This window comes from Sphingobacteriales bacterium (assembly GCA_016706405.1).
Taxonomy (GTDB): domain Bacteria; phylum Bacteroidota; class Bacteroidia; order Chitinophagales; family UBA2359; genus BJ6.
The window spans coordinates 16058-40144 of record JADJJT010000001.1; the positions used below are offsets into that span (position 1 = coordinate 16058).

At 37.1% G+C, this 24087-nt stretch carries 24 protein-coding genes and 1 pseudogene; 2 read left to right on the forward strand and 23 right to left on the reverse strand.

Annotated elements, in window-relative coordinates:
- Positions 1-399: 399 nt before the first annotated feature.
- Complete coding sequence (locus tag IPI59_00065; GenBank protein MBK7525971.1) at positions 400-1053, reverse strand: VWA domain-containing protein; 654 nt, start codon at positions 1051-1053, stop codon at positions 400-402.
- Positions 1054-1353: 300 nt separating this feature from the next.
- On the opposite strand from IPI59_00065, the pseudogene IPI59_00070 reads away from it, so the two are divergent.
- Positions 1354-2944 (forward strand): annotated as a pseudogene (locus IPI59_00070) (IS1182 family transposase).
- A 112-nt stretch (positions 2945-3056) separates the two neighbouring features.
- Here IPI59_00070 and IPI59_00075 read toward each other — a convergent pair.
- The 22 genes from IPI59_00075 to IPI59_00180 all read right to left on the reverse strand — a co-directional run bounded on the left by IPI59_00075 (position 3057) and on the right by IPI59_00180 (position 21757).
- Positions 3057-3980 (reverse strand): Dam family site-specific DNA-(adenine-N6)-methyltransferase, encoded by a 924-nt coding sequence (locus tag IPI59_00075; protein ID MBK7525972.1) that lies wholly within the window; start codon positions 3978-3980, stop codon positions 3057-3059.
- The gene (locus tag IPI59_00080) at positions 3977-4894 is read right to left on the reverse strand and encodes an EcoRV family type II restriction endonuclease (protein MBK7525973.1); all 918 of its coding nucleotides are present in this window, start codon (positions 4892-4894) and stop codon (positions 3977-3979) included. Before IPI59_00080 ends, IPI59_00075 begins: the two co-directional genes overlap by 4 nt.
- A gap of 215 nt (positions 4895-5109) precedes the next feature.
- Positions 5110-5790, reverse strand: a complete 681-nt coding sequence (locus IPI59_00085) for a hypothetical protein (GenBank protein MBK7525974.1) — start codon at positions 5788-5790, stop codon at positions 5110-5112.
- Entirely contained in the window at positions 5790-6821 is a 1032-nt protein-coding gene (locus tag IPI59_00090; GenBank protein MBK7525975.1) for a DUF262 domain-containing protein, read from the reverse strand. Before IPI59_00090 ends, IPI59_00085 begins: the two co-directional genes overlap by 1 nt.
- Positions 6822-7318: 497 nt before the next feature.
- Positions 7319-8011, reverse strand: a complete 693-nt coding sequence (locus IPI59_00095) for an SUMF1/EgtB/PvdO family nonheme iron enzyme (protein ID MBK7525976.1) — start codon at positions 8009-8011, stop codon at positions 7319-7321.
- Positions 8011-8370 carry a DUF4180 domain-containing protein gene (locus IPI59_00100; GenBank protein ID MBK7525977.1) on the reverse strand — a complete coding sequence of 120 codons (360 nt, stop codon included), beginning with the start codon at positions 8368-8370 and terminating at the stop codon, positions 8011-8013. Before IPI59_00100 ends, IPI59_00095 begins: the two co-directional genes overlap by 1 nt.
- Before the next feature lie 82 nt (positions 8371-8452).
- Complete coding sequence (locus IPI59_00105; protein ID MBK7525978.1) at positions 8453-8866, reverse strand: ester cyclase; 414 nt, start codon at positions 8864-8866, stop codon at positions 8453-8455.
- A gap of 23 nt (positions 8867-8889) precedes the next feature.
- Positions 8890-9342 (reverse strand): NAD(+)--rifampin ADP-ribosyltransferase, encoded by a 453-nt coding sequence (gene arr / locus IPI59_00110; protein ID MBK7525979.1) that lies wholly within the window; start codon positions 9340-9342, stop codon positions 8890-8892.
- Positions 9343-9388: 46 nt separating this feature from the next.
- Positions 9389-9556: a hypothetical protein gene (locus IPI59_00115; protein MBK7525980.1), complete on the reverse strand. Its 168-nt coding sequence runs from the start codon at positions 9554-9556 to the stop codon at positions 9389-9391.
- Complete coding sequence (locus tag IPI59_00120; protein ID MBK7525981.1) at positions 9540-10124, reverse strand: N-6 DNA methylase; 585 nt, start codon at positions 10122-10124, stop codon at positions 9540-9542. The genes IPI59_00115 and IPI59_00120 overlap by 17 nt, the downstream gene beginning before the upstream one ends.
- Positions 10121-11290 carry a hypothetical protein gene (locus tag IPI59_00125; protein MBK7525982.1) on the reverse strand — a complete coding sequence of 390 codons (1170 nt, stop codon included), beginning with the start codon at positions 11288-11290 and terminating at the stop codon, positions 10121-10123. The genes IPI59_00120 and IPI59_00125 overlap by 4 nt, the downstream gene beginning before the upstream one ends.
- 249 nt (positions 11291-11539) lie before the next feature.
- Positions 11540-12577: a transposase gene (locus tag IPI59_00130; GenBank protein MBK7525983.1), complete on the reverse strand. Its 1038-nt coding sequence runs from the start codon at positions 12575-12577 to the stop codon at positions 11540-11542.
- Positions 12522-12989 (reverse strand): transposase, encoded by a 468-nt coding sequence (locus IPI59_00135; protein ID MBK7525984.1) that lies wholly within the window; start codon positions 12987-12989, stop codon positions 12522-12524. The genes IPI59_00130 and IPI59_00135 overlap by 56 nt, the downstream gene beginning before the upstream one ends.
- 343 nt (positions 12990-13332) lie before the next feature.
- Positions 13333-15561: a multicopper oxidase domain-containing protein gene (locus tag IPI59_00140; GenBank protein ID MBK7525985.1), complete on the reverse strand. Its 2229-nt coding sequence runs from the start codon at positions 15559-15561 to the stop codon at positions 13333-13335.
- On the reverse strand, positions 15562-16221 hold the full coding sequence (locus tag IPI59_00145; GenBank protein ID MBK7525986.1) for a class I SAM-dependent methyltransferase: 660 nt from the start codon (positions 16219-16221) through the stop codon (positions 15562-15564). It abuts the gene before it with no gap.
- An 11-nt stretch (positions 16222-16232) separates the two neighbouring features.
- Positions 16233-16784 (reverse strand): DUF2911 domain-containing protein, encoded by a 552-nt coding sequence (locus tag IPI59_00150; GenBank protein ID MBK7525987.1) that lies wholly within the window; start codon positions 16782-16784, stop codon positions 16233-16235.
- Between the two features lie 21 nt (positions 16785-16805).
- Positions 16806-17519, reverse strand: a complete 714-nt coding sequence (locus IPI59_00155; protein ID MBK7525988.1) for a heavy metal translocating P-type ATPase — start codon at positions 17517-17519, stop codon at positions 16806-16808.
- Between the two features lie 93 nt (positions 17520-17612).
- On the reverse strand, positions 17613-18170 hold the full coding sequence (locus IPI59_00160) for a helix-turn-helix transcriptional regulator (protein MBK7525989.1): 558 nt from the start codon (positions 18168-18170) through the stop codon (positions 17613-17615).
- Positions 18170-18448 (reverse strand): hypothetical protein, encoded by a 279-nt coding sequence (locus tag IPI59_00165; GenBank protein MBK7525990.1) that lies wholly within the window; start codon positions 18446-18448, stop codon positions 18170-18172. Before IPI59_00165 ends, IPI59_00160 begins: the two co-directional genes overlap by 1 nt.
- 797 nt (positions 18449-19245) lie before the next feature.
- Positions 19246-20109, reverse strand: coding sequence for a DUF3347 domain-containing protein (locus IPI59_00170; GenBank protein MBK7525991.1), 864 nt, complete (start codon positions 20107-20109; stop codon positions 19246-19248).
- 91 nt (positions 20110-20200) lie between these two features.
- The gene (locus tag IPI59_00175) at positions 20201-20572 is read right to left on the reverse strand and encodes a hypothetical protein (protein MBK7525992.1); all 372 of its coding nucleotides are present in this window, start codon (positions 20570-20572) and stop codon (positions 20201-20203) included.
- A 273-nt stretch (positions 20573-20845) separates the two neighbouring features.
- The gene (locus IPI59_00180) at positions 20846-21757 is read right to left on the reverse strand and encodes an ABC transporter substrate-binding protein (protein ID MBK7525993.1); all 912 of its coding nucleotides are present in this window, start codon (positions 21755-21757) and stop codon (positions 20846-20848) included.
- 1064 nt (positions 21758-22821) lie between these two features.
- Between IPI59_00180 and IPI59_00185 the strand changes: the two genes are divergently transcribed.
- The gene (locus tag IPI59_00185; GenBank protein MBK7525994.1) at positions 22822-24078 is read left to right on the forward strand and encodes a cystathionine gamma-synthase family protein; all 1257 of its coding nucleotides are present in this window, start codon (positions 22822-22824) and stop codon (positions 24076-24078) included.
- The last annotated feature ends 9 nt before the right edge of the window (positions 24079-24087 follow it).

Consider the following 24087-nt stretch of genomic DNA (forward strand, 5'->3'; position numbering starts at 1 on the left):
TTACCACTTACAAAATAAGATAATTTTCGTTTTAGATATAAGCTAGATGACCTGCTTTTATTGCCATAGTTATTAACGACTTCTAAAAATCTACTATATTTCAAATGACCGTCATTTGTGCGTTGGCAAAAAACGGCTCTTTTGGTTTTGCGAAGCGTTGGCTTGTGTGTAGGGCAAAACCAAATGTGCCATTTGTGGGCTGGCTAAAATTATTTTTAAAATTTGATTACAGGTTTTGATAACTGTTCAAGCAATAGTTTTACCTTTGCCGTCAACGAAACTACCTCCTGACGAGGTTGCACATTCTCGGCGCGTAACCTTTTTGCTTCTTGCTTTGTCATAGCCGACAAGTTAGGTACTTTTGTCCAATTATTTCTTTTTTTTCACCACCGGAATAGTTTATTTCTTTTTATCATCATCTTCCGTATCTTCAAAATAGTTTGATGATGTATCTTCGTTAGAGCGAATCTTTCTGCTATAATTTGCTCTTGAGTTTTGTTCTTTCATGAACATTTTTCTAATGCCAGCTTCATTCTTTTCAAAAAGCATAGTATTGTTGATTGAAAGTGAAATGGCAATTTTTTCAACATCGTGGTCTGTACCAATGTAGGTAAATGTCCAACGATTTTGTTTTAACTCTTCAACGAGTTTTTTGATGTCATTGCCTGAAAATTCTTTTGAAGCATTTTCTTCTCCGTCTGTCAAAATTGTGACAAGAACATTAAAGTCAGTTTGCCCTTGTAAGGATTGTTTCAGTTTGTTTATACTAAAACCCATTGCATCAAATAAAGGGGTAGAAGCATTAGGTTTATAGGTTTTGTCGTCAATTTGTTTAAGTTTGCTTGCTGGGTCAATAAAGTGAAGCAATTTTTGCCCTAAGCCGTTGAATGATACAAATGAAATAAAGTGTTCTTGTTCAGGAAATTGCTTTTCAATGCCTTGAATTGTTTGCACTAATTCATTAAAACCTTGAATAATTGCGGTTTTTATAGATTCCATAGAACCACTTTCATCCAAAATTATTAGGTTGTGAACCTGATGTTTCTTTTCCATGTTTTATATTTTTAAATTGTTTTTAATGTTTACTATGAGTTGTAGTTCATTAAAATGACATACAACGGATTACGTATTGGCGATGGTGGGGCATTTGAAAAACGTCAGACCAACATTTGCATTAATGCCCAATAGAATTACAAATGTTGAGTTTACAACTGTCAACCCCACTATTGCCAAACCGATGTGCCTGTTGCACAACTCAAAGGTAGTGAAAAATTAATATACAAAAAAAATTTGGTGAAATATTTTTAAAAAGAATAGGAAAATTCAATAATTTGTAGTATATTTGCCTGCATTATGCAAGGACGAAAACAACTGACCCCGCAACTATTTTACCAACTAAGTTTAGACCAATTAGTTCCGGAAGATAATTTTTACCGCCGAATAAACAACCACCTCAATCTCGATTTTCTGTACCCAGCTACCAAGCAGTATTACGGCTCCGAAGGGCAGCAAAGTATAGACCCGTGGTGTTTTTCAAAATTTTGTTGGTGGGCTACCTCAACAATATCAACAGCGACCGCGCTTTGCTTGCCTACTGCAACAACTGCCTTGAGGGTCGCCTGTTTTTGGGCTACGACCTCAACGAATCGCTGCCTTGGCACTCGACCATTAGCCGCACACGGCAACTGTTTGGCGAGGAAGTATTTTTGGGTTTATTCAGAAAAATTCTGTCGCTTTGCGTAAAATCCGGAATGGTGCGCGGCAAACGCCAGGCGGTCGATAGCGCCTTCATCAAAGCCAATGCCAGCATGGATAGTTTGGTCGAAAAAGAGGTTTTAGAAGATGCCTCGGCCTTTGTGTCGGAATTAGAAGAAAACAGCGAATTTAAAGTAACTACCGAGCGCAAAAATTGGTAAAGCGGCACCACAAATGGAAAGAAGAGGCCTACAAAGATATGCCCGCCGGCAACAATAAATCCGGACGTTTAGATGAAGATGGCCATGAAATTCGGCCTAAATTTTTAAGCAATCACACGCATTATTCGCCTACCGATCCGGATGCTAAAATAAGCGTAAAGCCCGGAAAAGCCCGCCAGCTAAACTATTCGGGGCAGTTGGCCGTTGACGATGCGCACCATGTCATAACGGGAGCTTGCGCCAGCACATCGGGCAGCAAAGACAGTGCCATTTTTGGCGAAATCATGAACCAAACCATCGCAAATTTCAAAGAAAACGGCTTGGAAATGGAAGAGGTTTTGGCCGATGCGGGTTACAGCAGTGGCGAGAGTTTGCAGTATTGCGAGGCGCATCATATCAACGCATACATTCCAAATTTTGGGCAGTACAAACCCCAACGCGAGGGCTTTGTTTTCAACAAAAAACTCAACCGCTACCGATGTGTAAAAAAGGGCGGCAACAAGGCTATTTTGACCTTCAAAGGCACAAAAACCGACAGCAAAGGCTACACCAAAAACGTTTATCGCAGCAGCGAAAGCGATTGTGGCAAATGCCCCCTCAGAGCCTTGTGTTGCGGTGCGGTAAGCAAATTCAAAAAATTAGACGACAGCATTCACAAACCCCTGTACGACAAGATGCACCGCAAACTCAACAAAGACAAAAACTACACCCGATTTTTAACCAAACGCCGAAGCTCAACCGTTGAGCCGGTGCTGGGAACGCTTATCAATCATCACAACATGAAACGAGTGAATGCACGAGGAATAGCCCAAGCCAATAAACACGTTTTAATGGCGGCTTTGAGCTATAATTTGAAGAAACTGTTAAAATTTATCCGGAAAATGCCCAAAATGTACGCTCAAATGCCCAGTACCTGCCAAATTGGGCAGCAGGTATTGGTTTCTTCAAAATTCACTTTATTGGGCTTAATTAGGTTCATTTTAAGGCATTCAAAAAAAGGAACTTCCATTTATTTGTCCCGAAATTAAGACTTGCCTAAAACGCGGCAAATGTAGCTACGGCGGGCATTTTAGCCCAAAAACCCGCTTTGTAAAGGGAGGGTTGTGCAACGGTTACCCGTGTTGGCGGTAGTTCTTCTTCTTATTCGTTCCAATGTATTGCTAATTGTTCGGGTCGTGTTTGCACTTTCAATCCGTGATTATGTGTTTCAAAGTTGTCCGTATCGAAGTTGCAAACCAATGCTTCAACTACTGTCCGCCTATTTTCAATGTTGCCGCCATTATGATAAAAATGGTCTTTGGTTACAATGTTGAACTTGCCCCAAAATTTATTTATCATTTCGTTTTCTCTCCAGTCGTTATGATGCCAAGTTGAAAGAATAAACTTTGCTTTTGTCTCTGAAAGCAAATTGAATAAAAGTTCTTCGTCTTGCTCTGTCCAGCCATTATAGTAGTCAACGTGTCTGCCATAGTATGGTGGGTCGCAATAGATAATATCGTTCTCTGTCGCAAGCGGAATAATTTCTGCAAACGATTTGTTGTGAAAAGTCCACTTTGGTTCTGGTTGTATGATTTGCGAAACTGTCGAAACCTGATTTGTTATTTTAGTAATGTATGCTTGTGCAAAACGGTCTGGTTTTTTGCAAAATGGAATGTTCCAATTACCCTTGCTACCAAATCGCATCATTCCGTTGAATCCTGCTCTTGAAAGAAAAATAAAATCATAGGGAGAAAACTCTCCACTATTAAAACGTGTCCGAACTTTCAAGTAATGTTCATAGCCGTTATTCTCGGCTTTGCTCAATAACTCGCCTTCTCTTTCTAGATATTGTTTCATTAAAGGTGCAGTAATAGTCTTGTCCTGAATGCCCTTGTAAAAATTGATTATGTGCGGATTAGTATCATTGAGAATAGCTTTTTTGTAACCCGAATTAAAAGCAACAACACCAGTTCCAAGAAACGGCTCAATCCACTTGCCCGAAACTTTTGGAGCAAGTTCCATTATCCAAGGAACTAACTTGGTTTTTATGCCCTGACTTTTTATTGGTGGAACGATTACTCTCATTTCGTTTTCTTGTTAGAAGTTTTAGAAACGATTTTATCCCAAAGGTCTGTTCTGCCTTTGAACTCCAAGAAATCTTTAAGGGTGGTAATTTTGGTCGGCTTTCCATCCTTTACCATTGTAGCCGAACCGTGATTTATCCAGTATTCGTCAAACCATTCTTCACCTAACTTGCTAAAAATTCCATTTTCATTTTTCAGGTCTTCAATGTCGAAGATTGAACCAATATTTGCTGTATTGCCCGAACCTTGTTTGTCGCTTGCAATTTTCCATTTCTCTGCTGCGAAAAAGTCAAAGTCCTTGATTACCGAAGTAATGGATTTTAAGTTCTTAACTGTCGTAACCGAACGCTCACCAACCTTTTTGTTTGGCGTTTCATACTCTTCTTGAAGTTCCTGAACTTGATAAATCTCTGTTTCGGCAAGGTCGTCTAAAACATCTGTCCGGGTGTAAATAACGCCCAAGCAATAATGTCCCGTGTATTGATTATAGGGAAACTGAATATTCTTGTCCTTATCTCTTTCTTTGAAATATCCACCGTGACTGCCAAGCGTAAAACCTGCCGTTTTATCGTTTCGTCTGAAAGTGGTTTTTATGTCAAGTGCAAATTTTACTTCTTCATTGTCCTTTTTAACGAAAGTCAAGTCAGGATACCAATTTTGTTTTTCGGCAAGAATGATTTTGTAACCGATGCTGTCTGCAAACTGCAAGATTTGCGGAAAGATGTGTATTTCAAGAATTTTTGAAACGATTTTGGTGTCAGAAGAAATCGTATAGATGTTTTTGTAAACGTCAATAAAACCCTTTACAGTCCAGTCACCATTGTCGGTGGAAACGTATTTTTCGAGCTTATCCGCAAACTTGTCAAGCTCCTTTTTGAAGTCCGATTTATACTTGTTTTTATCCTTTAAATTCATCTCTCAAATGTAATTAAAATTGTCGTCCGTTTTGCAGTCCTTTCAATGAAGCACTGTCATTTTAGAATTACCGCCAACGTTTTTGCGCTTGGCGTTCGTGCGGGATTTCGGAGCACAAAACTGTCAACCCAGCACTAAAGCCCAATTGAAAAACTGAACTTGAATTTAACCACTTCACCCCGCATGACGCCAAACGTGTGTTGGCGGTTAGGCGTTTATATTGCATATTGTCTTTCATCCAAATATTTCTTTATATTTCTAAGTATGTTCCTTAAATAAAGAATTACTTCTTTTTTGGTGTCCCTTAATTGTCCAATGCCATAGTTTCGCCCACACTCAGCGAATGAAATATTTCCATGAGCTAAGTTATTCCTTTGGGTCTTAACTTGGTGAAGCTTATTTCCATTATTTGCGTTTTTATGAGTCCTGTCAGAAAAGCCATGCTTAGTTGAGAACTCTTTAATTTTTCTGCCGTCTATGTTTCCTGATATGACTTTTGTTGAATCAAATTTTATGTCAATTATTTCATTTGCTAATTGATTTATAGCAATAAAAATATTCTCTGTCCCCTTGTTTCGAAAATTGTCGTGTTTTTGAGCAATCCAGATTTTCTTTATTTCATCAATTACGTCTTGATATGTGAGATTCTCAGAGGTAATTGTGTCATAAACTTCAGTTAAAGATTGTTTAATTGAAGATTCGGCTAGGTTGTATAGTAACAAAAAAACATTTGCCTTGAATACTTTAATTAATTCATTGTTATGCGGCTGTGTTTTACGTCTCGCTCTATTGGGAAAATACAACAAGGCTCCGTCCACTTCTAGATTTTCTAGGTGCTTAAAAAATAATTCAATTTCTGTGACTCTCTTTTCAAAGTCAGCCAAAACTGTAACCATTATCCGTTTATTAGCTTGTTATATACGTATTCAATTCTATCTTTAATTGCTGTTGGTGCATTTTGCCCACCCTTAGTAATAAGGTCATTAAATGTTTTACTATTTAACCAGCTTAAATCTGTTGGTTTTAATTTAGGGTTTTCTCTCAAAGCTAGATTTACACCAACAGAAATTGCATCAAATCTAACTCTAGGTGTTTTGTTTGAATTTTTAGATTTTATAAAACCATCAGGAAAATACTTGTCTACAAACTTTAGCATATTGTCAAACTCTTGGTTGTACCTAACCTTGTCGAAAGATTTGTTTTTTGAGTCGACAAATTCGTTTAAAAAATCATTCACACCAGTTTTAACTAATTTATAGTTGTCAGAGTATGCAAAAAATCTGATTATTAATTCCTGTGGTTCTCCACGTTTCTCTAATCTTTCTGTGAATTTTGTGTTTCGAATAAACAGTGGGTGTTTCGAACAATCATTGTAAACGAAATCCATAAACTTACCACCAAAAATACCCTTTCTCTTTTCCATGTCTTTAAGAATAGCACTACCGGTGTTTATTCTTTCAAACATCATGAACCTCACATCTTCATCACTTTTATCTGATAAAGCAATCATTCTTATGGTGGAATTTAAAAATTTTCTTTGTCTAGATTTTATTAAATCACCATACCTGAAACCATTAAGACTTGTTAGTATTTCTAGGTTTTTTAGGATTAAGTTGTTAGAAAAAAATGCAACTAATGTTCTCAATCTCTGCGAACCATCAACTATTTCAAGTCGTCCTTCTGTGTCAGCAGAAAAGATATAGGGTATAGGTAAACCCAATAGAACTGATTCTATAAATTTAGATTGTCGGTCTATATCCCAAACAAAATTCCTTTGATATGTCGGAATGAAAATATCATTGTCATCGGATTCAATTCCTGTGAGATACTTGTTTATAAGTAGTTCGATTGTAAACTCTTTTATGTCAAAGTCTACAATTTTTTGTTTCTCAACAATTTGCTCTTCAGCTTTTTGATATATGTCCATATTAATTATGTTTAAAGTCTGTGTTTATGTGTCATTACGCTTACCGCCAACGGAAAAGGCTTTGCGTTGGGCGGCCTACGAAGGACAAATTTACAATACATTTTTAAGTTTTATTAGAAAATTCTTCCCTTGAAATAACACTTCCGCCCGCCTAATCGTAAAGCCATTGTTATATAAATGTTATTTTATCTGCCTGCAAGTTTATACTTTCCAGATACTTTAGCACAACAGTCGGCAAACGACTAACCGTGCTGGCCGAGTTAATAGTTCCGGAAAACTACTAAGTTTTCAAGCGACCTACAAAATTGCAAATTTTCACCGTGTTTTCCTATAAATTTTTCTGATAATTTTATATAACGTTTTGCGGCTTTGCGAAGAAGCGGATTTCGGAGCTCAAAACTTTCAACATAGCACAAAAGTTGATGCGAGGTAGAATGTTCAATGATCACTTCACCCGCTTTTTTGCAAAACCGCTGTTAGCGGGTCGTTGTTCTTGTTTATTTGTTTTTCGCAATTCTAAATCCAAGGTCCTCAATTTTAAATTTTAATGGGTGACTTCTTCTGCGTGTCGTTGCCATTACGCTTCTTTCTACGTCACAAAATCCGCCACCACGAAAAATACGGTAAGAACCATAAACTTCTGTGTCGTATAGGTCTGAGCACCATTCCCAAACATTACCCAACATATCATAAAGTCCCCAAGCGTTTGGTGTCTTTTGTCCAACATTATGAGTTTTATTATCCGAGTTGTCCTTATACCAAGCAATATCACTTAGTTGTCCATATCTTATGTCTGTCGAGCCTGCTTTACAAGCATATTCCCACTCTGCTTCTGTGGGCAAGCGATAACCGTTCGCTGCTTTTTCAAAGAAAATCTCTTCGCTTTCATCTTGAATTAGATAGCAGGGTGTCAAGCCGTTTTGAACCGAAATTTTATTACAAAAAATCACTGCGTCTTTAAAAGTAACAGTTTCGACAGGACGTAAATCTCCTTTGAAAGTACTTGGATTTTCATTTGTTATTTCAAAATAAAAGTCTTGTGTCACAGGGAACTTGAAAAGCAAAAAGGATTCAATTTCTACAGTCCATTTTTCTTTTGTTCTGTCATCACGTAATTCAATCCTTCCTTTCGGTATTTCAACCATTTGGACGAGAATATTTGAAGTCATCTTTATGCTGTTCAAATTCATTAGGCTGAAAGTATTTTTAATGCTTCTGTTGTTGAATTAATAAAGTTGATATGTCTGCCTTTGTTGCTTTCATATATGAAGTCAGTTAAACTTTTGCTTGTGTATTTAGAGAAGTCGCCAACTATAGCCAAGCGAACTCGATATGTCGAGAATTTTTGAAGAATTTCTCCTGCAATTCCGGTTTTAAGGTCAAAAAAGTTTGGTGTAATATTTTTTTCATTTAGAACAATTCTGTCAAAGCCTTGATAGTATAAGTTTCCTAATAAGTCCAACCCATCTTGAGATGTGGTAATGATTGTCTCGTCCGAAGTTATTTCGGCTATTTTTATGTCGTTTATATTGTGAGTTTCAATCTTCATTTTTCGTTTTACTTTTCCTTGTCGGTGTCCTTTACAATGACCGCTGTTAGCGGGTCGTTGTTCTTTTTTCTCGTCATTCTCTTCAATTTATCTTGTAGTGTCCAAGTTGAATTAGTCCATTTAAGTTGTCATACTCAACCCAACTTTCTTTAATTTTTCCTTCTGTCACACGAAAGAAGCAATTGAAGTCTGCTGTTAGTTTTTTACCAGTTGGTGGAAAGTTTATGAGTTGTCCTAATTGTGTTCCCGAAAAATTTATTCTGGCAGCAACAAAGTCGCCTTCTTCAATTGCAAAAATTATTGTTTCTTGTAAATCGGGGAATGTTTCTAACTCTGCCTGATGAAATTTAACTAACTCAATATTTGTTTTTATCTCCTTTGGTTCAGATGAACTATGTCTTACGAAATCATTATCAACTAAAGTCAGAACCTTATCCCAATCTTTTTGATTTGTTGCATTGATAAAGTCCGAAACTATTTCTTTGTTACTTTTCATTTGCAGAATACTATTAATCTTTTCTATTCGTCATTGAGTGAATTAATGCCTTGTTCTTTTAGCTTTTTAAGGTGTTCTTTCATTGTCTTTACTTGTTCGGCTGGGTGTCCTTGCCAAACGGTTACTTCTCCAATAACTCTGAATGGCTTAGTTGAACGGTACGATTGTGTTGGATTTCCGGGAAATTTCTTGTCGGTCAAGTCCGGGTCATTTTCAATTTCTCCTGTTGGTTCTACTAAATAAATTCTTTCTCGTCCGTCACCAAATGCAAGTTCAGCTCCCCAAATTGCAGCGTCTAATGTCCCTGTCAAGAAGATGTATTTGACATTTTTCTGTTGTCCGTAGTTAGAGTTGAAACCAACTTCAATTAAGTCGCCAACTTTTAGGTCTGCCTTTGTTCCGTGAAAGTATGTCTGAGCGAAAGGTGTTGCTCCTTGTCCGCTTGTTGAAATTGATTTATTATCGTTATTCTCCATTGTCAAAAGTTTATTTGTTCGGACTGGTCGGTCTTTACAATGCCCGCTAACGTTTTGCGGCTTGGCGTAGTGGCGGATTTTTAGCACAAAAGTTCAATCGAAGAACTGCACTTGAACCTACCACAAAACTGTCATACGAAGCACTGAACCCGCCATTACGCCAAACCGCTGTTGTAGGCAGTTCTTTTTTTCTGTCGTCAGTGGAATAGTTCATATTTTTTTCTGTCTGCACCTATTCTTTCTCCAATTAGATTTGATATGTCCACAACTGCTCCATGCTCAATAAAAACTTCGTAAAATTTACTTTGATTGTTACCCCAATAAATCATAGCACAAGCCATTGGTGCTCCTTTACCTGTGTCTTGTCCGTTCTCTAAAAAACGTAGTCTTGTGTCGTATAAAAAACATATAGACTTAGCTTTTGTAAAAACATACTTTTTCCAATGGGCTGTGTTAGCTGCAATTGGAACAAGTGCCAAAACTTCTGAGTTGTATTCTTCGTTTGCATGAGCACATTTTGCAAGCCAATTTTTTATTGTTGTCCCACGTTCTTTGTCAATTCCATAAGGTGGATTAACGTATATGGTCGGAAAATTCCAACTTTCTTTTAATCCGTCTTGCTTAGGTAAACGATACTCTGTTTGAGCATTTACAACTGAATATTCGTTTGAACATGGGTCTAAGTCAATGTGTCCGCCAAATACTTCTTTGACAGCATTAACGTATTTATGGGGCGTTCCCCAACTTTGACTTAGTGTATTTATATTTCTTCCTGCACTCATAATAGTATGTTTTGCCAATTCTTATTTTTCAGTTCTTCCAATTCGTCTTTCAGTATTGAAAGACTTTTTTGACTTGGTGAGATTACGTTGAACCAACTTTCAACTGTTGCAAGGTTATCGCTAAAATATTTCAGCAATATTCTATCAGCTTCAATGTTCATTTGAACTTTGGTAAACTGATTTTTCTTTTTGCCTTCGGTATAACTTGATAGGAATGTATCTCTTAAAAATTGAAGTTCTGGAATTGGATGAAGTAAAAGTTTGTCAATGAAATCGGAAAGCCCTTTATCTGTCAAGAAAAGTAGCCAATCGTAAGATTGAGCTAAAACCATGAGTTCTTTTTGAAAGTTCTCTTCACTAAAACTTAAATCTCCGTTTGCGGTCTTTTTAATCCAATTTCCGTGATTACTTACAACTCCGATTGTCAAAATGAATTTTCTCAATAGCTCTTTGTCAGATGAAAAAATTACTTCTTCCATCAGATTAACATACGGCTTAATGATATAAGAACCGTCACTTTTGTAGATGATGCCTTGCATTTCTCCACTTTCAGAACGGATTTTTTGCAAAGATGATGCTGTCCTTGCTACATAAGCACCTTGTTTTGCTTTTTCAATCGTCTGCGGACCTTTTGTCATTCCTTCTTCAACGCCAACCCGCTTACACTCAAACATAGCGTAAGGCTTCTTGTTTTGCTCGTAGATGTGCAATTCAAGTTGTTCTCCAAGGTCTGATTTGATGCTACAAAGAAGAAATGAATTGTCAGACGTTGCGATTGTGCAAGCGTTCCGAAGTACGTTATTGCTTAATAGTTGATTGTTTTTTCGCTCAAAGCCCGTCAAATCAAAACCGCTTGCTGTGAGTGCTTTTAAAATTACATTTGACGTAATTGATTTATCGGACTTGTCAACTGTAACGAAGGAACTCCGAACAATAGGATGTAAAGAGTATTCAACATTGTGGGTTATGTCAGGATTACCATATTCAGCAAGTCCACGCTCAATTGAGATTTGATTATTTAGTCCCCAAGTCTTTAAAAGATAATAGGTAATGATTTCTACAAGAGTCCCTAATGCCCTGCCTGAAGCCTTTTTAGGGTCTTTGGTGTGGTTAAAAACTTCTTCTGCTAACACTTTTTGCAGTTTATCTACTGATTCGTATGCCATAATTTTCTATTGCTCAAATTTACGTTTTTTATTGTTTGTCTGTTCGTTTTTTGTCGAGTTACTGTCGCTCGGTTGTGTCGTCATAGAATTGCCTACAACGGCAGTCCGTCTAAAAACTCATAAGTTTCGGCAAATTTACATTATAAGTTTTAAATAGAGGCGATTTGAGGGCTTGTTTTTTTGCGTTAATAAATCTTGGATGAAATATATTTTGAGGAGAGAGAGGGGCGCATATCTCCTTAAAACGAGCTATAAAAGACGAAAAACAAAAAACAGGGTTTTTAACCACGTTTTGAACAGCTCACGAGGCAAAATATTGAATAATCGGCGCAAATTATAGGCAGTCATTATAAGCCCCACATCGGCGGCGGCGCGCTCAATGCCCCGCTTGGTGATGATGTAGGAGTAACCCCATTGCCGTTTAATTGTGCCGTAGGGGTGTTCTACTATTTGCTGCCGAAGCTTATACAAGTTTTTATTTTTTTCTATGTTTTTTTTGTTAATATCTACATATTGTTGGTACTCGCTCCGCTCTATGAGTCTGCCTTTTGCATTTTTGGTGCATAACAATTTGACGGGACAATGCTGACATTTAGTGGTTTTATAATGTTTAACATAATAGGTCGAGTTCTCTTTGGTTTTGAGGTAGTTATTGCCGTTTGTACGGAGTGTTTCTCCCTGCGGACAGTTGTAGGTATCGGTAAGATTGTTGTAGTCAAAGCGGTCAAAATTGTAATCCGGATTAGGTGCGCAAGCGGCAACTGAGGGTATGGCTGTCATAATTTCTACCCCCATTTCGACTGCCGTTTTTATTTCACTTCCGGTGTGATATCCTTTGTCGTAAAGTGCTGTAAAGCCCGTTGTTCCCAATATTGTTTGCGCGCTTTGCAGCATTTCGCCCATAGCTTTGCTGTCGTTGGTATTGGTAAGTTTGTAATCAATAATGAGTTTGTGTTTATCATCTACGGTGGTTTGAACGTTGTACCCTACTTCGGTAATATTGTTGCGGGTAATGAGTTGGCGGCTGTCGGGGTCGGTTGTAGAAATTTGTTTTTCGCCCGTATCCTCAAGTTGTTGTTGAAGGGCTTGGTAGTTTAGTTGCCGTTGTGTTTGTTTGTCTATTTCTGCTTGTATAATTTGTTTGTTCTCTTCATCGGCGGCGGCAAGTTCGGCGTTGTACTCGTCTAACTTTTTGTCAATATAGGCAAGATGTTGTGCTATTTTCTTTTCATTAAAATTGTTTTTCTTGCTGTTTTGAGCCCGAAGTTTGGTCGAGTCGCCGGGCAATGAGTTTGCCCCCTATTAATTGAAATTGTTTTGCTATGCGCACGGTGTGCCGAAATACTTCCCGGATGGCTTTTTGATTATCTTTCCGGAAATTGGCTATGGTATTGTGGTCGGGTGCTAATTGTTGCAACAGCCACATCACCTCGGTATTGCGCCTGCACTCTTTTTCTAACACTCTCGAAGAACGAATGCAGTTTAAATACCCGTAAATAAACAATTTGAGCAAATCTTTCGGGTTGTATGCTGGCCGACCTTCAGCATTTAGTTTGCTGGCAAAACCAAATTTTTCCATCTCAATACTTTCAACAAACATATCAATTAACCGAACTTCATTGTCCGAAGCGATAATATTGTCTAAGCAATCGGTAAATAAAACGGCTTGTTCTCTTGGTATTCCTTTAATATATTCCATGCCACTAAATTACGAAATAAATTAAATATTACCCAATTATTTGAAAGAAAAAATAAAATTATTTGAAGGTTTTTAGACAGTCTGACGGTTCTCGGCTTTGCGAAGTGGCGGACTTAGATGCACTTCACTGTCAGCCTACCAAAATGCTAATTAGATGCACAAAATTACAATTTTGCGCTGAACCCGCCATTACGCAAAACCGATGTTGTGCCTTCGTTGTTCTTTTTTGTCCGTTATATAGTCGGTCAATTCTGTTACTGTTGGGAAGCCATACTCTTTGCCAAGTTTTGGTTTGCGTATCGGCTCGTGCGACTTGGCAATGTGTATGGCTTGTGGGTTGGTTTTAATAATTAAATGTCAGTCCTACTCCAAAACCCATATCACTGTCGTAATGCGTTCTGAAACCTAAGTTTTTACTTGCGATATAATTCAGTCCAAGCATATATTCTCTGTCTGTATTTACCATAAATGCAGCTCTAAACCTTTTTGAAAGTGGAATGTCTTCACGTCTTAATTGTACTCTTACGTTTCCATCGTGATAGACTTCTGTTTGTAAAATTATAAGCATTGGCAGAGTATATGCAACCCCTAAACTAAACTGTGTCCGATTGTCTTTGGTATTAGTCTGCCCAAAAAGATTTTTTTCTGGTGTTTCGTGCTTTCTGTATCGCCAATCAAAGCCAATAAAGGGCATTAGCCATTGGTTTCTGCCTATGTATCGCCCTATGTGTGTTTCTGTTTCGTATCCGTGTTTGTCGCTATATCCCAAACGCCATTCAGTGCCAAAACTCCATCGGGTATTTTGCAACATTGTCATACCATCATTTCCATTTGTTGCAAAGTCGTTTTGAAACATAAAATGTAGTTCGTTGCTTTCTCTTTGTAGTTTTTTGTAAGCCCATTTTTTGTCAGGCAACAATGGATTGGGTGCTTGGTTTTCTGTACTAAAAACTCGGTTCATCCCTGCCATCATATGGTAGAGAATATGACAATGAAAAAACCAATCGCCTTCTAAATTGGCTTCAAACTCAATCACATTGGTTTCCATAGGCATTATGTCCAAAACATTTTTAAGCGGTGCATAATCGCCTTGCCCGTTTATAACCCTAAAATCGTGTCCGTGCAAGTGCATCGGGTGTCGCATCATCGAGTTGTTGTAGAGTGTTATTCTTACAATTTCTCCTTTTTTGATTAGAATTTTATCAGTTTCAGCAAGCACTCGGTTATCCATACTCCACACATAGCGGTTCATATTGCCTGTTAATTCAAACCTTAATTCTCTGATAGGTGCATCTTTTGTTAAAGTGGTTTTAGTGGGTGATTTCAACATTGTGTAGTTTAAGGTAACAATGTCACTGCTTGGCATTGTATGGTTACTATGGTCTGAATGTTCGGATTTTTTGGGTTTATTTTCTCCTGTTATTTCAGGGTACATTACCGTATTCATATCCATTTGTTGCAAGGACATATCCATACCCATATCGTTCATTGTGCCGTCCATTTTCATCATATCGTTCATCATTTTCATCCCTTCAAAATATTTGAGTTTGGGCAGTGGACTTACCAACTGCTTAATACCTGAACCTATGTAAATTGATGCTGATTTAGTACGGTCTTCGGGTGTTGCTAAAAATTCGTAAGACGTATTTTCAGTGGGAATGGTAACAATTACATCATAGGTTTCTGAAACACCAATAATCAGTCTATCTACTTGCACAGGCTCCACGTCATTGCCATCATTGGCAACTACTGTAATTTTTCCACCTGCATACGTGAGCCAGAAATAGGAAGATGCACCACCATTTGAAATCCGCAATCGTACTTTGTCGCCACGGTTAAAACCGTGGGCTACTGACTCGCTTTTGCCGTTAATCAGGAATTTGTCATAATAAACATCACTCACATCCATTGCCAGCATTCGTTTCCATTCGTTGGTCAGTTTTGTTTTTAAATGACCTGCTTTTAGGGCTTCGCCGTAACTCTGAACCGTGTTTTTCTTTATCGCAAACCAATCATTGGCATTGTGCAACATACGGTGAACATTGTTGGGATTAAGGTCTGTCCATTCACTTAAAATAATGGGAACAGTTGGTAAATCATCAATCCCATTTCTGAAATTAGGGTCGTCTTCTCGTTTGAGCAACACCATTGAACCGTACATTCCTATTTGCTCCTGCAAACCGCTGTGGCTGTGATACCAATGCGTGCCGTTTTGAATAATAGGAAAGCGGTAAATGTGTTTGGTGTTTGGCTCAATGGGCATTTGTGTTAAGTATGGTACGCCATCTTCTTTATTGGGTAAATACAAACCGTGCCAATGCAAAGATGTACTTTCTTTAAGCCTGTTGTGTACGTGGATTTCTGCCGTATCACCTTCGGTAAAGGTCAAAGTTGGCATCGGAATTTGTCCGTTGACGGCAATGGCTCTTTTTTGTTTGCCTGTAAAATTGACGATAGTATCTTTTACGTAAAGGTCGTATCGCACCACTTTTTGGGCGAAAATGGTTGTAGTTGCCAATTGAATAAGAATAATTGGCAACAATTTTATATACATATTTTTTTGATTATACATTTAAGAAATTTCATTTTTTATTGCTTTAAAATAGGAAAATGTGCCAATAGCGGTATTGATTGACTTTGAAATGACTACATTTTCAAAATCTGCCTTTGAAATAAAATCGGGCATCAATCCTTTCACATTATCATTGGTTGTTTTGAAGCCATCTAACAACTGAACTAAACCAAAAGTTAATCGCATCAATTTGTTTTGTGCTTTACCCCAATCGGCAATAATGAGTTTTCCGTTGGGTTTCATAACACGATGCAATTCTTTAAGGCAATTCAGTTTCGTTTCAGCATCTAATTGATGAAATACTAAACAACTGTAAACTTTATTAAAGCTGTTATCTGCAAAGGGCAAAACACTGCCATTGTATAAATGCAATGGAATTTCAATGTTGTTTTTTGCCAATTTATGTTCGGCAATGGCTTTTACTTTGGGGTCTATATCTAATCCTTCCAATTTTGTCTTTGGATTTTCCTTGTGTACTAAAAGCAAGTTTTGTCCTGTACCAAAACCAAATTCTAAAATATGTTCATTTTCTTGTGGGTTAATTTCTTCCACCAAAAGCCTTCTGAACTTCTTTTCGGGCATAGTGATTTTTATTGCCATATCGTAGTAGGCTGTCAAAAAATCGTAACCCAATGCAGGAATATATTTTTTTTGTTCCATAGGTTTAAGGATTATTGATTTTCAAAATCAAATGAAACTGTCAGGTATTCCCAAGACACACTGACTTTGCCTTTTTTATCATCAAATACCTTTACTTCATAAGTGAGTGTTTCGGTAATGGATTTCGTTTTCTTTGGCTTTACTTTTAGCCTAATAACATCATTTTTAGCATTGTAATCATCAGCCAAGTGCATATCCCAATCTTTATTCAAGATGATTGTCCACTCCTTTTTGTTGGGAATAGTAAAGAAACCATATTTTCCTTTTGGGATAAGTTTTGAATTGATTATTACGTCTTCCGAAAACTCTATCCAAGTGGCTTTGTGTGCACCTGTTGCCCACACTTGACCATAGGCTACCAAGCCATTCCAAATATTTCGCCCCCTTACGCTTGGCGAGCCATAATCAATATGCACGTGATTGTTACCTACCATTGCCATAGCCGATGTACGTGGGCTTTTTGGTTTAGTGGCGGTGCTGTCGGGTTTAGTATTGTGGTGTTCGTGTTGTGCAAAACCTTGTAGCGACACAAACACGAGAAGAAAAAATATTATATTTTTCATATTTGATTATTTTTAAATTGTTTAGAGATGATAAAATAACATCAATCCACTCATTGCTATCATTAGTGCATCTTCAATAATGGTAACGGTACTCATTGGCAGATTGAACACGGCACCCAAACAAGCACATTGGATTTTCTTTTTGTTCAATACCGATTGCAATACCCCAATAATGCTAATACTCATTACAACAAATGTTACACTATTAGTAATAAGCGGATTGAAATTGATTAAAAACGCAATGCCCAAAGCCAATTCTGTGAAAGCATAGATATAAGCCCAAGCGGGTAAACGTTTGGCAACAACATCATACATTACATAACTTTCGGCAAAGCCTTTTAAATTGAGCATTTTGAAAAACGAAAACACCAAAAAGAACCCCGCCATAAAATGTCGCATCCACTGCATAGCATCAAACCTATCGTTGGAAAACTGAACCAATAGCGTTACCAAAGTGATATAGAAAAATATCAACAAAATGGGCTTGTAGGTGGCTAACCAACCTTTGCTTTGTTCTGCCAACTCGCTGTGATGTTGGGCAGAAATCTGATACTTTTCAGGCAAGGCTCTTTGCAACCTATCCAATGGAATGTGTTTATCCATTGTGATTGTGGCTGAATTTTCGTCTTTTGAAACTTCAACGTTTAATACATTTTCTATCATCAACAAAGATGATTTTACTTTTGCTTCGCAACTTGAACAGGTCATTCCTGTTACCTGATATGTATGTACCATAATTTTACATTTTAAAGGTTAAAAACTACGGCACAAAGTTCCGAAGCTATTTGCTCATCGTTGTTGTGGTATTTTGGGTTTGAATTGTAACATTTAAAAGTCTTCGATCTGCTTTCGCTTTTTGTCTTTCAATTGTTTGTAATAGGAAGGGGAAAACCCAGTCACTTTTTTAAACTGATTACTTAAATAGGCCACACTGCTATAATTCATCTGAAAAGCAATTTCATTCAGTGTCAATTCATCATACAGAAGCAATTCTTTCACCTTTTCAATTTTTTGGTTAATAAAGTATTTCTCAATGGTCGTATCTTCTACTTCCGAGAACAAATTGCTAAGAGATGAATAATCTTGTGTTAACTGTTTTGATAAATAATCAGAAAGATTGGTGTTGAGTTGGGCATTTTGTTGATGCACCAATTCAATTATTAAAGTTTTAATTTTATCAATTAATCGGCTTTTCTTGTCATCAATCAGTTCAAAACCAAAACCTTTCAGGTGTTCTGCAATTTCACTTTTTTGCCTTTCTGAAATGGGTGTTACTTCTACTTCGCCTAAATCAACTGCGAGTAGTTGAAGTCCGAGTTTTTCCAACTCAGACTTCACTACCATTTTGCAGCGACTACACACCATATTTTTGATGTATAGCTTCATTACTGTTTAATCGCTATGCCATTCGGTTTGGAACCAACCATAATGGTATTTGAAACGGAATGTGTTGCAACATCAATTACTGAAACAGTGCCTGCTCCCTGATTGGTAACATAGGCATTTGTGCCATCTGCATTAAATGCAATAGCGTGAGCATCTGCACCTGTGGTAATATTGCCCTGCAATGTCCAATCTCCCCCCAACCAAAGTATAATAAGCCACTTTTCCATTGGTGGCATCTGAAACCCACAATTCTCCACTTGTAGAATGAAAGGCAACATAACCGGGTTTGAATCCCAAATTTATGGTGCTTTCTACTTTTAGCTCTGAAACAGAAATCTCAGAAATGGTTTGGCTCGTTTCATTGTCCACATACATTTTTCCATTGCTTGCACTCCAGGCTCCAACAGGGTCTGTACCTACCGTAAGTGTTGAGAGAACCATTTTTGAGTTTGCATCCATCAGGGTAACGGTGCCATCCATTGTATTACAAGCAAACGCCAATGTGCCATCATTTGAAAACGTAACTTCGGAAAGTCCTTTACCTACGTTGATGGTATTTTGAAGTGTCCAATCCGAAGTTTTGAAAACCAATACTTTGCTTTGAATTGTGTCCGTTTGACCAATCCATAGTTCACTTCCTGCACTATTGAAAATGGCATTATGTGGCATTTTGCTGAGTGGAATTTCTTTGTCAATCTTTCCCGTAACAGCGTCAATAATCTGAATCTTTAAACCTGCTATCGCTCCGCCGTGATCAGCGTGCCCACCACTTAAATCTGTCGCTGTGATGGCTAATGCCAATTTGGTTTTTGCAGGGTTCAGGTATATGTGGTGAGGAAAAGTTGCACCGTTCAAACCAATAGTTTCGGTAACTCTGTTTTCAGAAAGCCTGATTACTGAAATATTGTTCGATGTCCCATTTACGACATAAGCTGCCGGATAATTAATATTCAGCATAATATGATCAGATGGGTGCGTTTCATCTTTATGGCAAGAAGTAATTGTAAAGGCTGAAGTTACTGCAGCTGTAATCGCTACTATTGAAAGTAAATTTTTCATTTTAAATGTTAGTGAATTATTTAATAGTTTCAATTGTTTTGCCACAAGCGAGCATTTTAGAACCGTAGTAGGGATTCATTACCGTATTTTCTTTACTCAACCAATTGGCACCTTTTCCGTTATTTGCCATTGGGCAATGTTGGTAAAAGGTGGGGCTTTCATGTTTGGAAACCTTCAAGACTTGGTACAGGTTATTTGATAAAGTGTTGAAATGGACCCGTTGATGCTCAACATCTTTTGTTTCTTCTATATGTTTGGCAGCAAACTTTAAGTCCTTCAATACACTCATCCAAACCCTATGTTCTTCTTCAGAAAGTTTGTCCATTTGCACATCATTAAGACTGATGAGCAAATCTTTTGTTTTGGCAGAAGCCAAGTTTCCATCAGATTTTACCAAAGCATCTTTAAGTGCGAAATAGTTTTCAAAAACTGATTTGAGTTGATTTACTTCTTGCTTTGTTTCTGTTGACTTGTCAGTTGCCCCACCGTGATTGTGATTAGAATGGTTGTCTATCGTTTCTACTTTTACCGTTTCCGATTTTTTCACACGGTCGTATTGACAGCATTCAGGAAGTTTCGCATAGACATCATCAGGTGCAAGAAATTTTTCGCTATCATAACCCGCCAATGCAATGCGTTTCAAAACTTCATCTTGATTGGTCTTGCTTGGGTCGTAAGTAAGAGTAGCCATTTTGGTATCTTTGTTCCAATCTACCTGAGCTACTTTCTTGACATTACCTGCTTTTTCAATGGTCGTTTTACACATACCACAGTTACCGTAAATTTTTACGCTTTCGGTTTTAGCGTTTTTGATTTGAGCGTTACACGCTGTAAACGATAGCAATAGTGTTATTGCCATCAATATTTTTATTGATTTCATTTTTTTAAAATTAAATGTTGAATGAAAAATTGTGATTGAAAGCTAATAATTGCGTTCAACTGGACAGACCTTTGGCTGTCAAGGCAAGAAATCAGCCTATTTTTGGCGGTAGCCAAATAGAAATGAAACCTGATGAATAAAAGCTTTCTTGGTAATAAAAATTTGGCTTGTTGGGGTTTAACTTAATTCCTGAAAATTGGACAAAAAATGGAACAGTAAAATTGGCGTAATATGTAGGGCAATGACAATTTGGGTTACCGCATTTTCCATCACAATCTTTTCCGTGGTTATTGCATTGTCCCTTTTCAGTGTCGCAAAACGCTTTATTTTCTTTTTCAGTGTCGGATTTTTTGCTATAAGTATTTTCTGTGTTTTCAGATTTTGACCCACAAGCATAAGTTTCTGATGGTGTCAAACAGAAACCAATCAGGGATAATAATGCTATGTAAATAAATCTCGACATACTGATTCAAATCGCAAATTTACAAATTTTTTCGGTCAAGCGTTGGCAAAAAACAGCTCTTTTGGTTTTTAGGGTTGGCTTGCGTATCGGCAAAAACCAAATGTGCTGTTTGTGCGGTCGGCTTTTTACAATGAGGCACAACGTTTTGCAGCTACCCGAAGGGCGGGACTTTTACCACAAAACTTGATTTGAAAAACTAATGTTTGATTAACCACAAAACTATCTTTGGAACACGAAACCCCGCCTTTTGGGTAGGTGCTGTTAGCAGTAGTTTTATTCAAATAATTCATTCGTAAATAGACTTTGATTTAAAATCGCTTTGTCTTCTAAGCCTTTGTCCACAAGCCACTTTGTAAAACTTGATACTCTTTCTTGTTCCATTATACCACAATTAGATTCGTCACCAAAATGAGGTATTGAAAAGGATATTGCTTTTTCTAAATCCATATTTTTAAAATCATACTCGGTTACGTAACGACTTAAAATCTCTGTTGCTTCAGTCAGGTGATTTTTTGCGTATAAAAAACCGCTTTTTGTGGCTATTATAAACTTAGAATAAAGCTCCTTTTGCTTTGTTACATTTTCTTTTTTTGTCAAAACAATAGGCGAATAGCTATAAGGAATATTAAACTCAGCTAAATTAAACTTATTTAGTTCGATACTCTTACCGCTTGCCTCAATTCCCTCCCAGTTGTCAAAAATCCAAGTAGAATCTGCTTTACCACTTAAAAGAGTATTCCAAATACCAAGCTTTTCTGGATATATTATATTCAAATCACCTTTGCCTCCATCATTTTTAATCATCTCTTTTACTATATGGTCTTCATAACGTGCCTTATATGAGGCATATGTCTTGCCATCAAGCAATTTTGGTGATGTAATATTTGAAGAATTTAGAGTAGCAATACAACTTAAATCTCTTTGTAAAATTGCGTAAATAGCCACTGCTTGAACTTGATTCGCTTTATTATTCAAACTTATAACAGTCTCAAAAGGTGCAATAGCAAAGTCTGCTATGTCAAGTTCTAGTTTTTTTCCTGGTGTCATTGAGTAATTATCATCTTTCGGACTAAGAATTTCAAGGTCTATCCCTTTTTGGTTATAAAACCCTAATTCTTTCGCAATTATGAATCCGATATGATTGACATTTGGAGTCCAGTCAAGTGCTAATTTTAATTTTATCATTATGATGTCTGTGTTTTGTTTAAAAATTATGACTAACGTTTTTGCAATGTTTTGTAAATGAATAGTTTGTAAAGTTTGATTTTTCTCATTTTCTTATGGCTTTTTTATTTAATTTCTATTCAATTTCCCGTTAGCTTGTGAAGTCAGTCCAGCTTCGGGGGCACAGGGGGAATTACTGCTAACGGAAAAGGCTTTGCGTTGGGCGGCCTACGAAGGACAAATTTACAATACATTTTTAAGTTTTATTAGAAAATTCTTCCCTTGAAATAACACTTCCGCCCGCCTAATCGTAAAGCCATTGTTATATAAATGTTATTTTATCTGCCTGCAAGTTTATACTTTCCAGATACTTTAGCACAACAGTCGGCAAACGACTAACCGTGCTGGCCGAGTTAATAGTTCCGGAAAACTACTAAGTTTTCAAGCGACCTACAAAATTGCAAATTTTCACCGTGTTTTCCTATAAATTTTTCTGATAATTTTATATAACGGTTGTATAAACGCAAGTTTGCGTTTATTTAGTTCAAAACTTGCGTTTATTTCCGCAATAAATGCAAAAATTAGCTGCATATACGCCACTTGTTTTAAAAAAACTAAGTTTTATAAACCATAGTTCGGTAAAAAAGGCAAAATATTATTTTTGGATTGCCAACAAAAAACACAATTTTACCTTATGAAAGTAGAAACCTTCACGGCTGCAATATTACAAAATGATTGGAACAGGCAAATGCCAAACAAAATTTATAATACCTAATAGATAGTTTATAGTTAAGCGTGCTCTGATTTTTTTAAACTTTTTATTTCAAAGTCAAATACGCTACAAACTTAGTCGTTTTATTGAAAAGTCAATACCCATCAGTTTGCCTTGCTTCAATGGCATACACATGTGCAGCTGGCATTAAAAAAATATCCGGATAAATAAATTTGGATGTAACTATTTTATCAAGCCATCTATCTATTTTCAAAAAAACTTATTGTAGCTTTGCCAATGCTTATAAACCGAATTTTACGGTAGTCCGGCCTGCTTTATCTCTTGAAATTAATTAACAAATAAACATAATGTCATGCAAAACAAAATGAAACCCGAAAGTCTAATGATGTCTTACGGCTACAAACCCGAACTTTCTGAGGGGGCAGTTAAATGTCCAATTTTTCAAACTTCAACTTTTGTTTTTAAGAGTGCCGAAGAAGGCAAAGCCTTTTTTGAAATCGCTTATGGCCACAGACCACAACAAGACAATGAAGAGCTTGGGCTGATATATAGCCGCATAAATAACCCCGACCTCGAAATTTTAGAGAACAGACTAACTCTATGGGATGAGGCCGAAGAGTGCGCCGTTTTTGAAAGTGGAATGGCGGCCATTTCAACGGTATTATTAGAGTTTTTAAAACCGGGCGATTTATTGCTAATTAGCAGCCCGCTTTATGGTGGCAGCGACCATTTTATAAAAAAGATATTGCCAAAATTTGGAATTCATGTTGCCGAGTTTGGGGTTGGCCAAAGCAAAGAGACGATAATTAACTTGGTTAAAAATACCGGATTAGCAGAAAAATTAGCACTAATTTATATTGAAACTCCTGCAAACCCAACAAACGACCTTATTGATATTGGTTGTAGCAGCGAAATTGCTAAGTTTTTTTCAACTCCGGACAAAAAAGTATTACTTGCCGTTGACAATACTTACATGGGGCCTGTTTGGCAGCATCCTTTAAAACATGGTGCAGATTTAGTTTTATATTCGGCTACAAAATATATCGGTGGGCATAGCGATGTTATTGCCGGGGCCTGTTTAGGTGGTAAAGATTTATTAACAAGGGTAAAAGGGCTTAGAACTTTTTTAGGAAACTTGGCAAGCCCAAATACCGGTTGGCTTTTACTGCGAAGTTTAGAAACATTAAAAGCAAGAATGGACATTCAGGCAAATAATGCCAATAAAGTAGCAGCATTTTTAAGCACCCATCCTTTAGTTGAAAAAGTATATTTTATAGGCAATATTACAGCCGAAAATGCCGAACAATATGCCATTAAACAAAAACAATGTTTAACAAACGGAGGCATGATTTCTTTTGATGTTAAAGGCGGGCAACAAGAAGCATTCAAATTTTTAAATGCCTTAAAATTGATAAAATTAGCTGTAAGCTTGGGCAGCACAGAAAGTTTAGCCGAACATCCGGCAACAATGACCCATGTAGATGTGGACAAAGAATTGCGAACAAAACTATCTATTACCGATAAAATGATTAGGTTATCTATCGGCGTTGAATATTATGAAGATATCATTTTTGACCTCAACCAAGCCTTAAATGAAATAGAAAAATAATAACAGCGC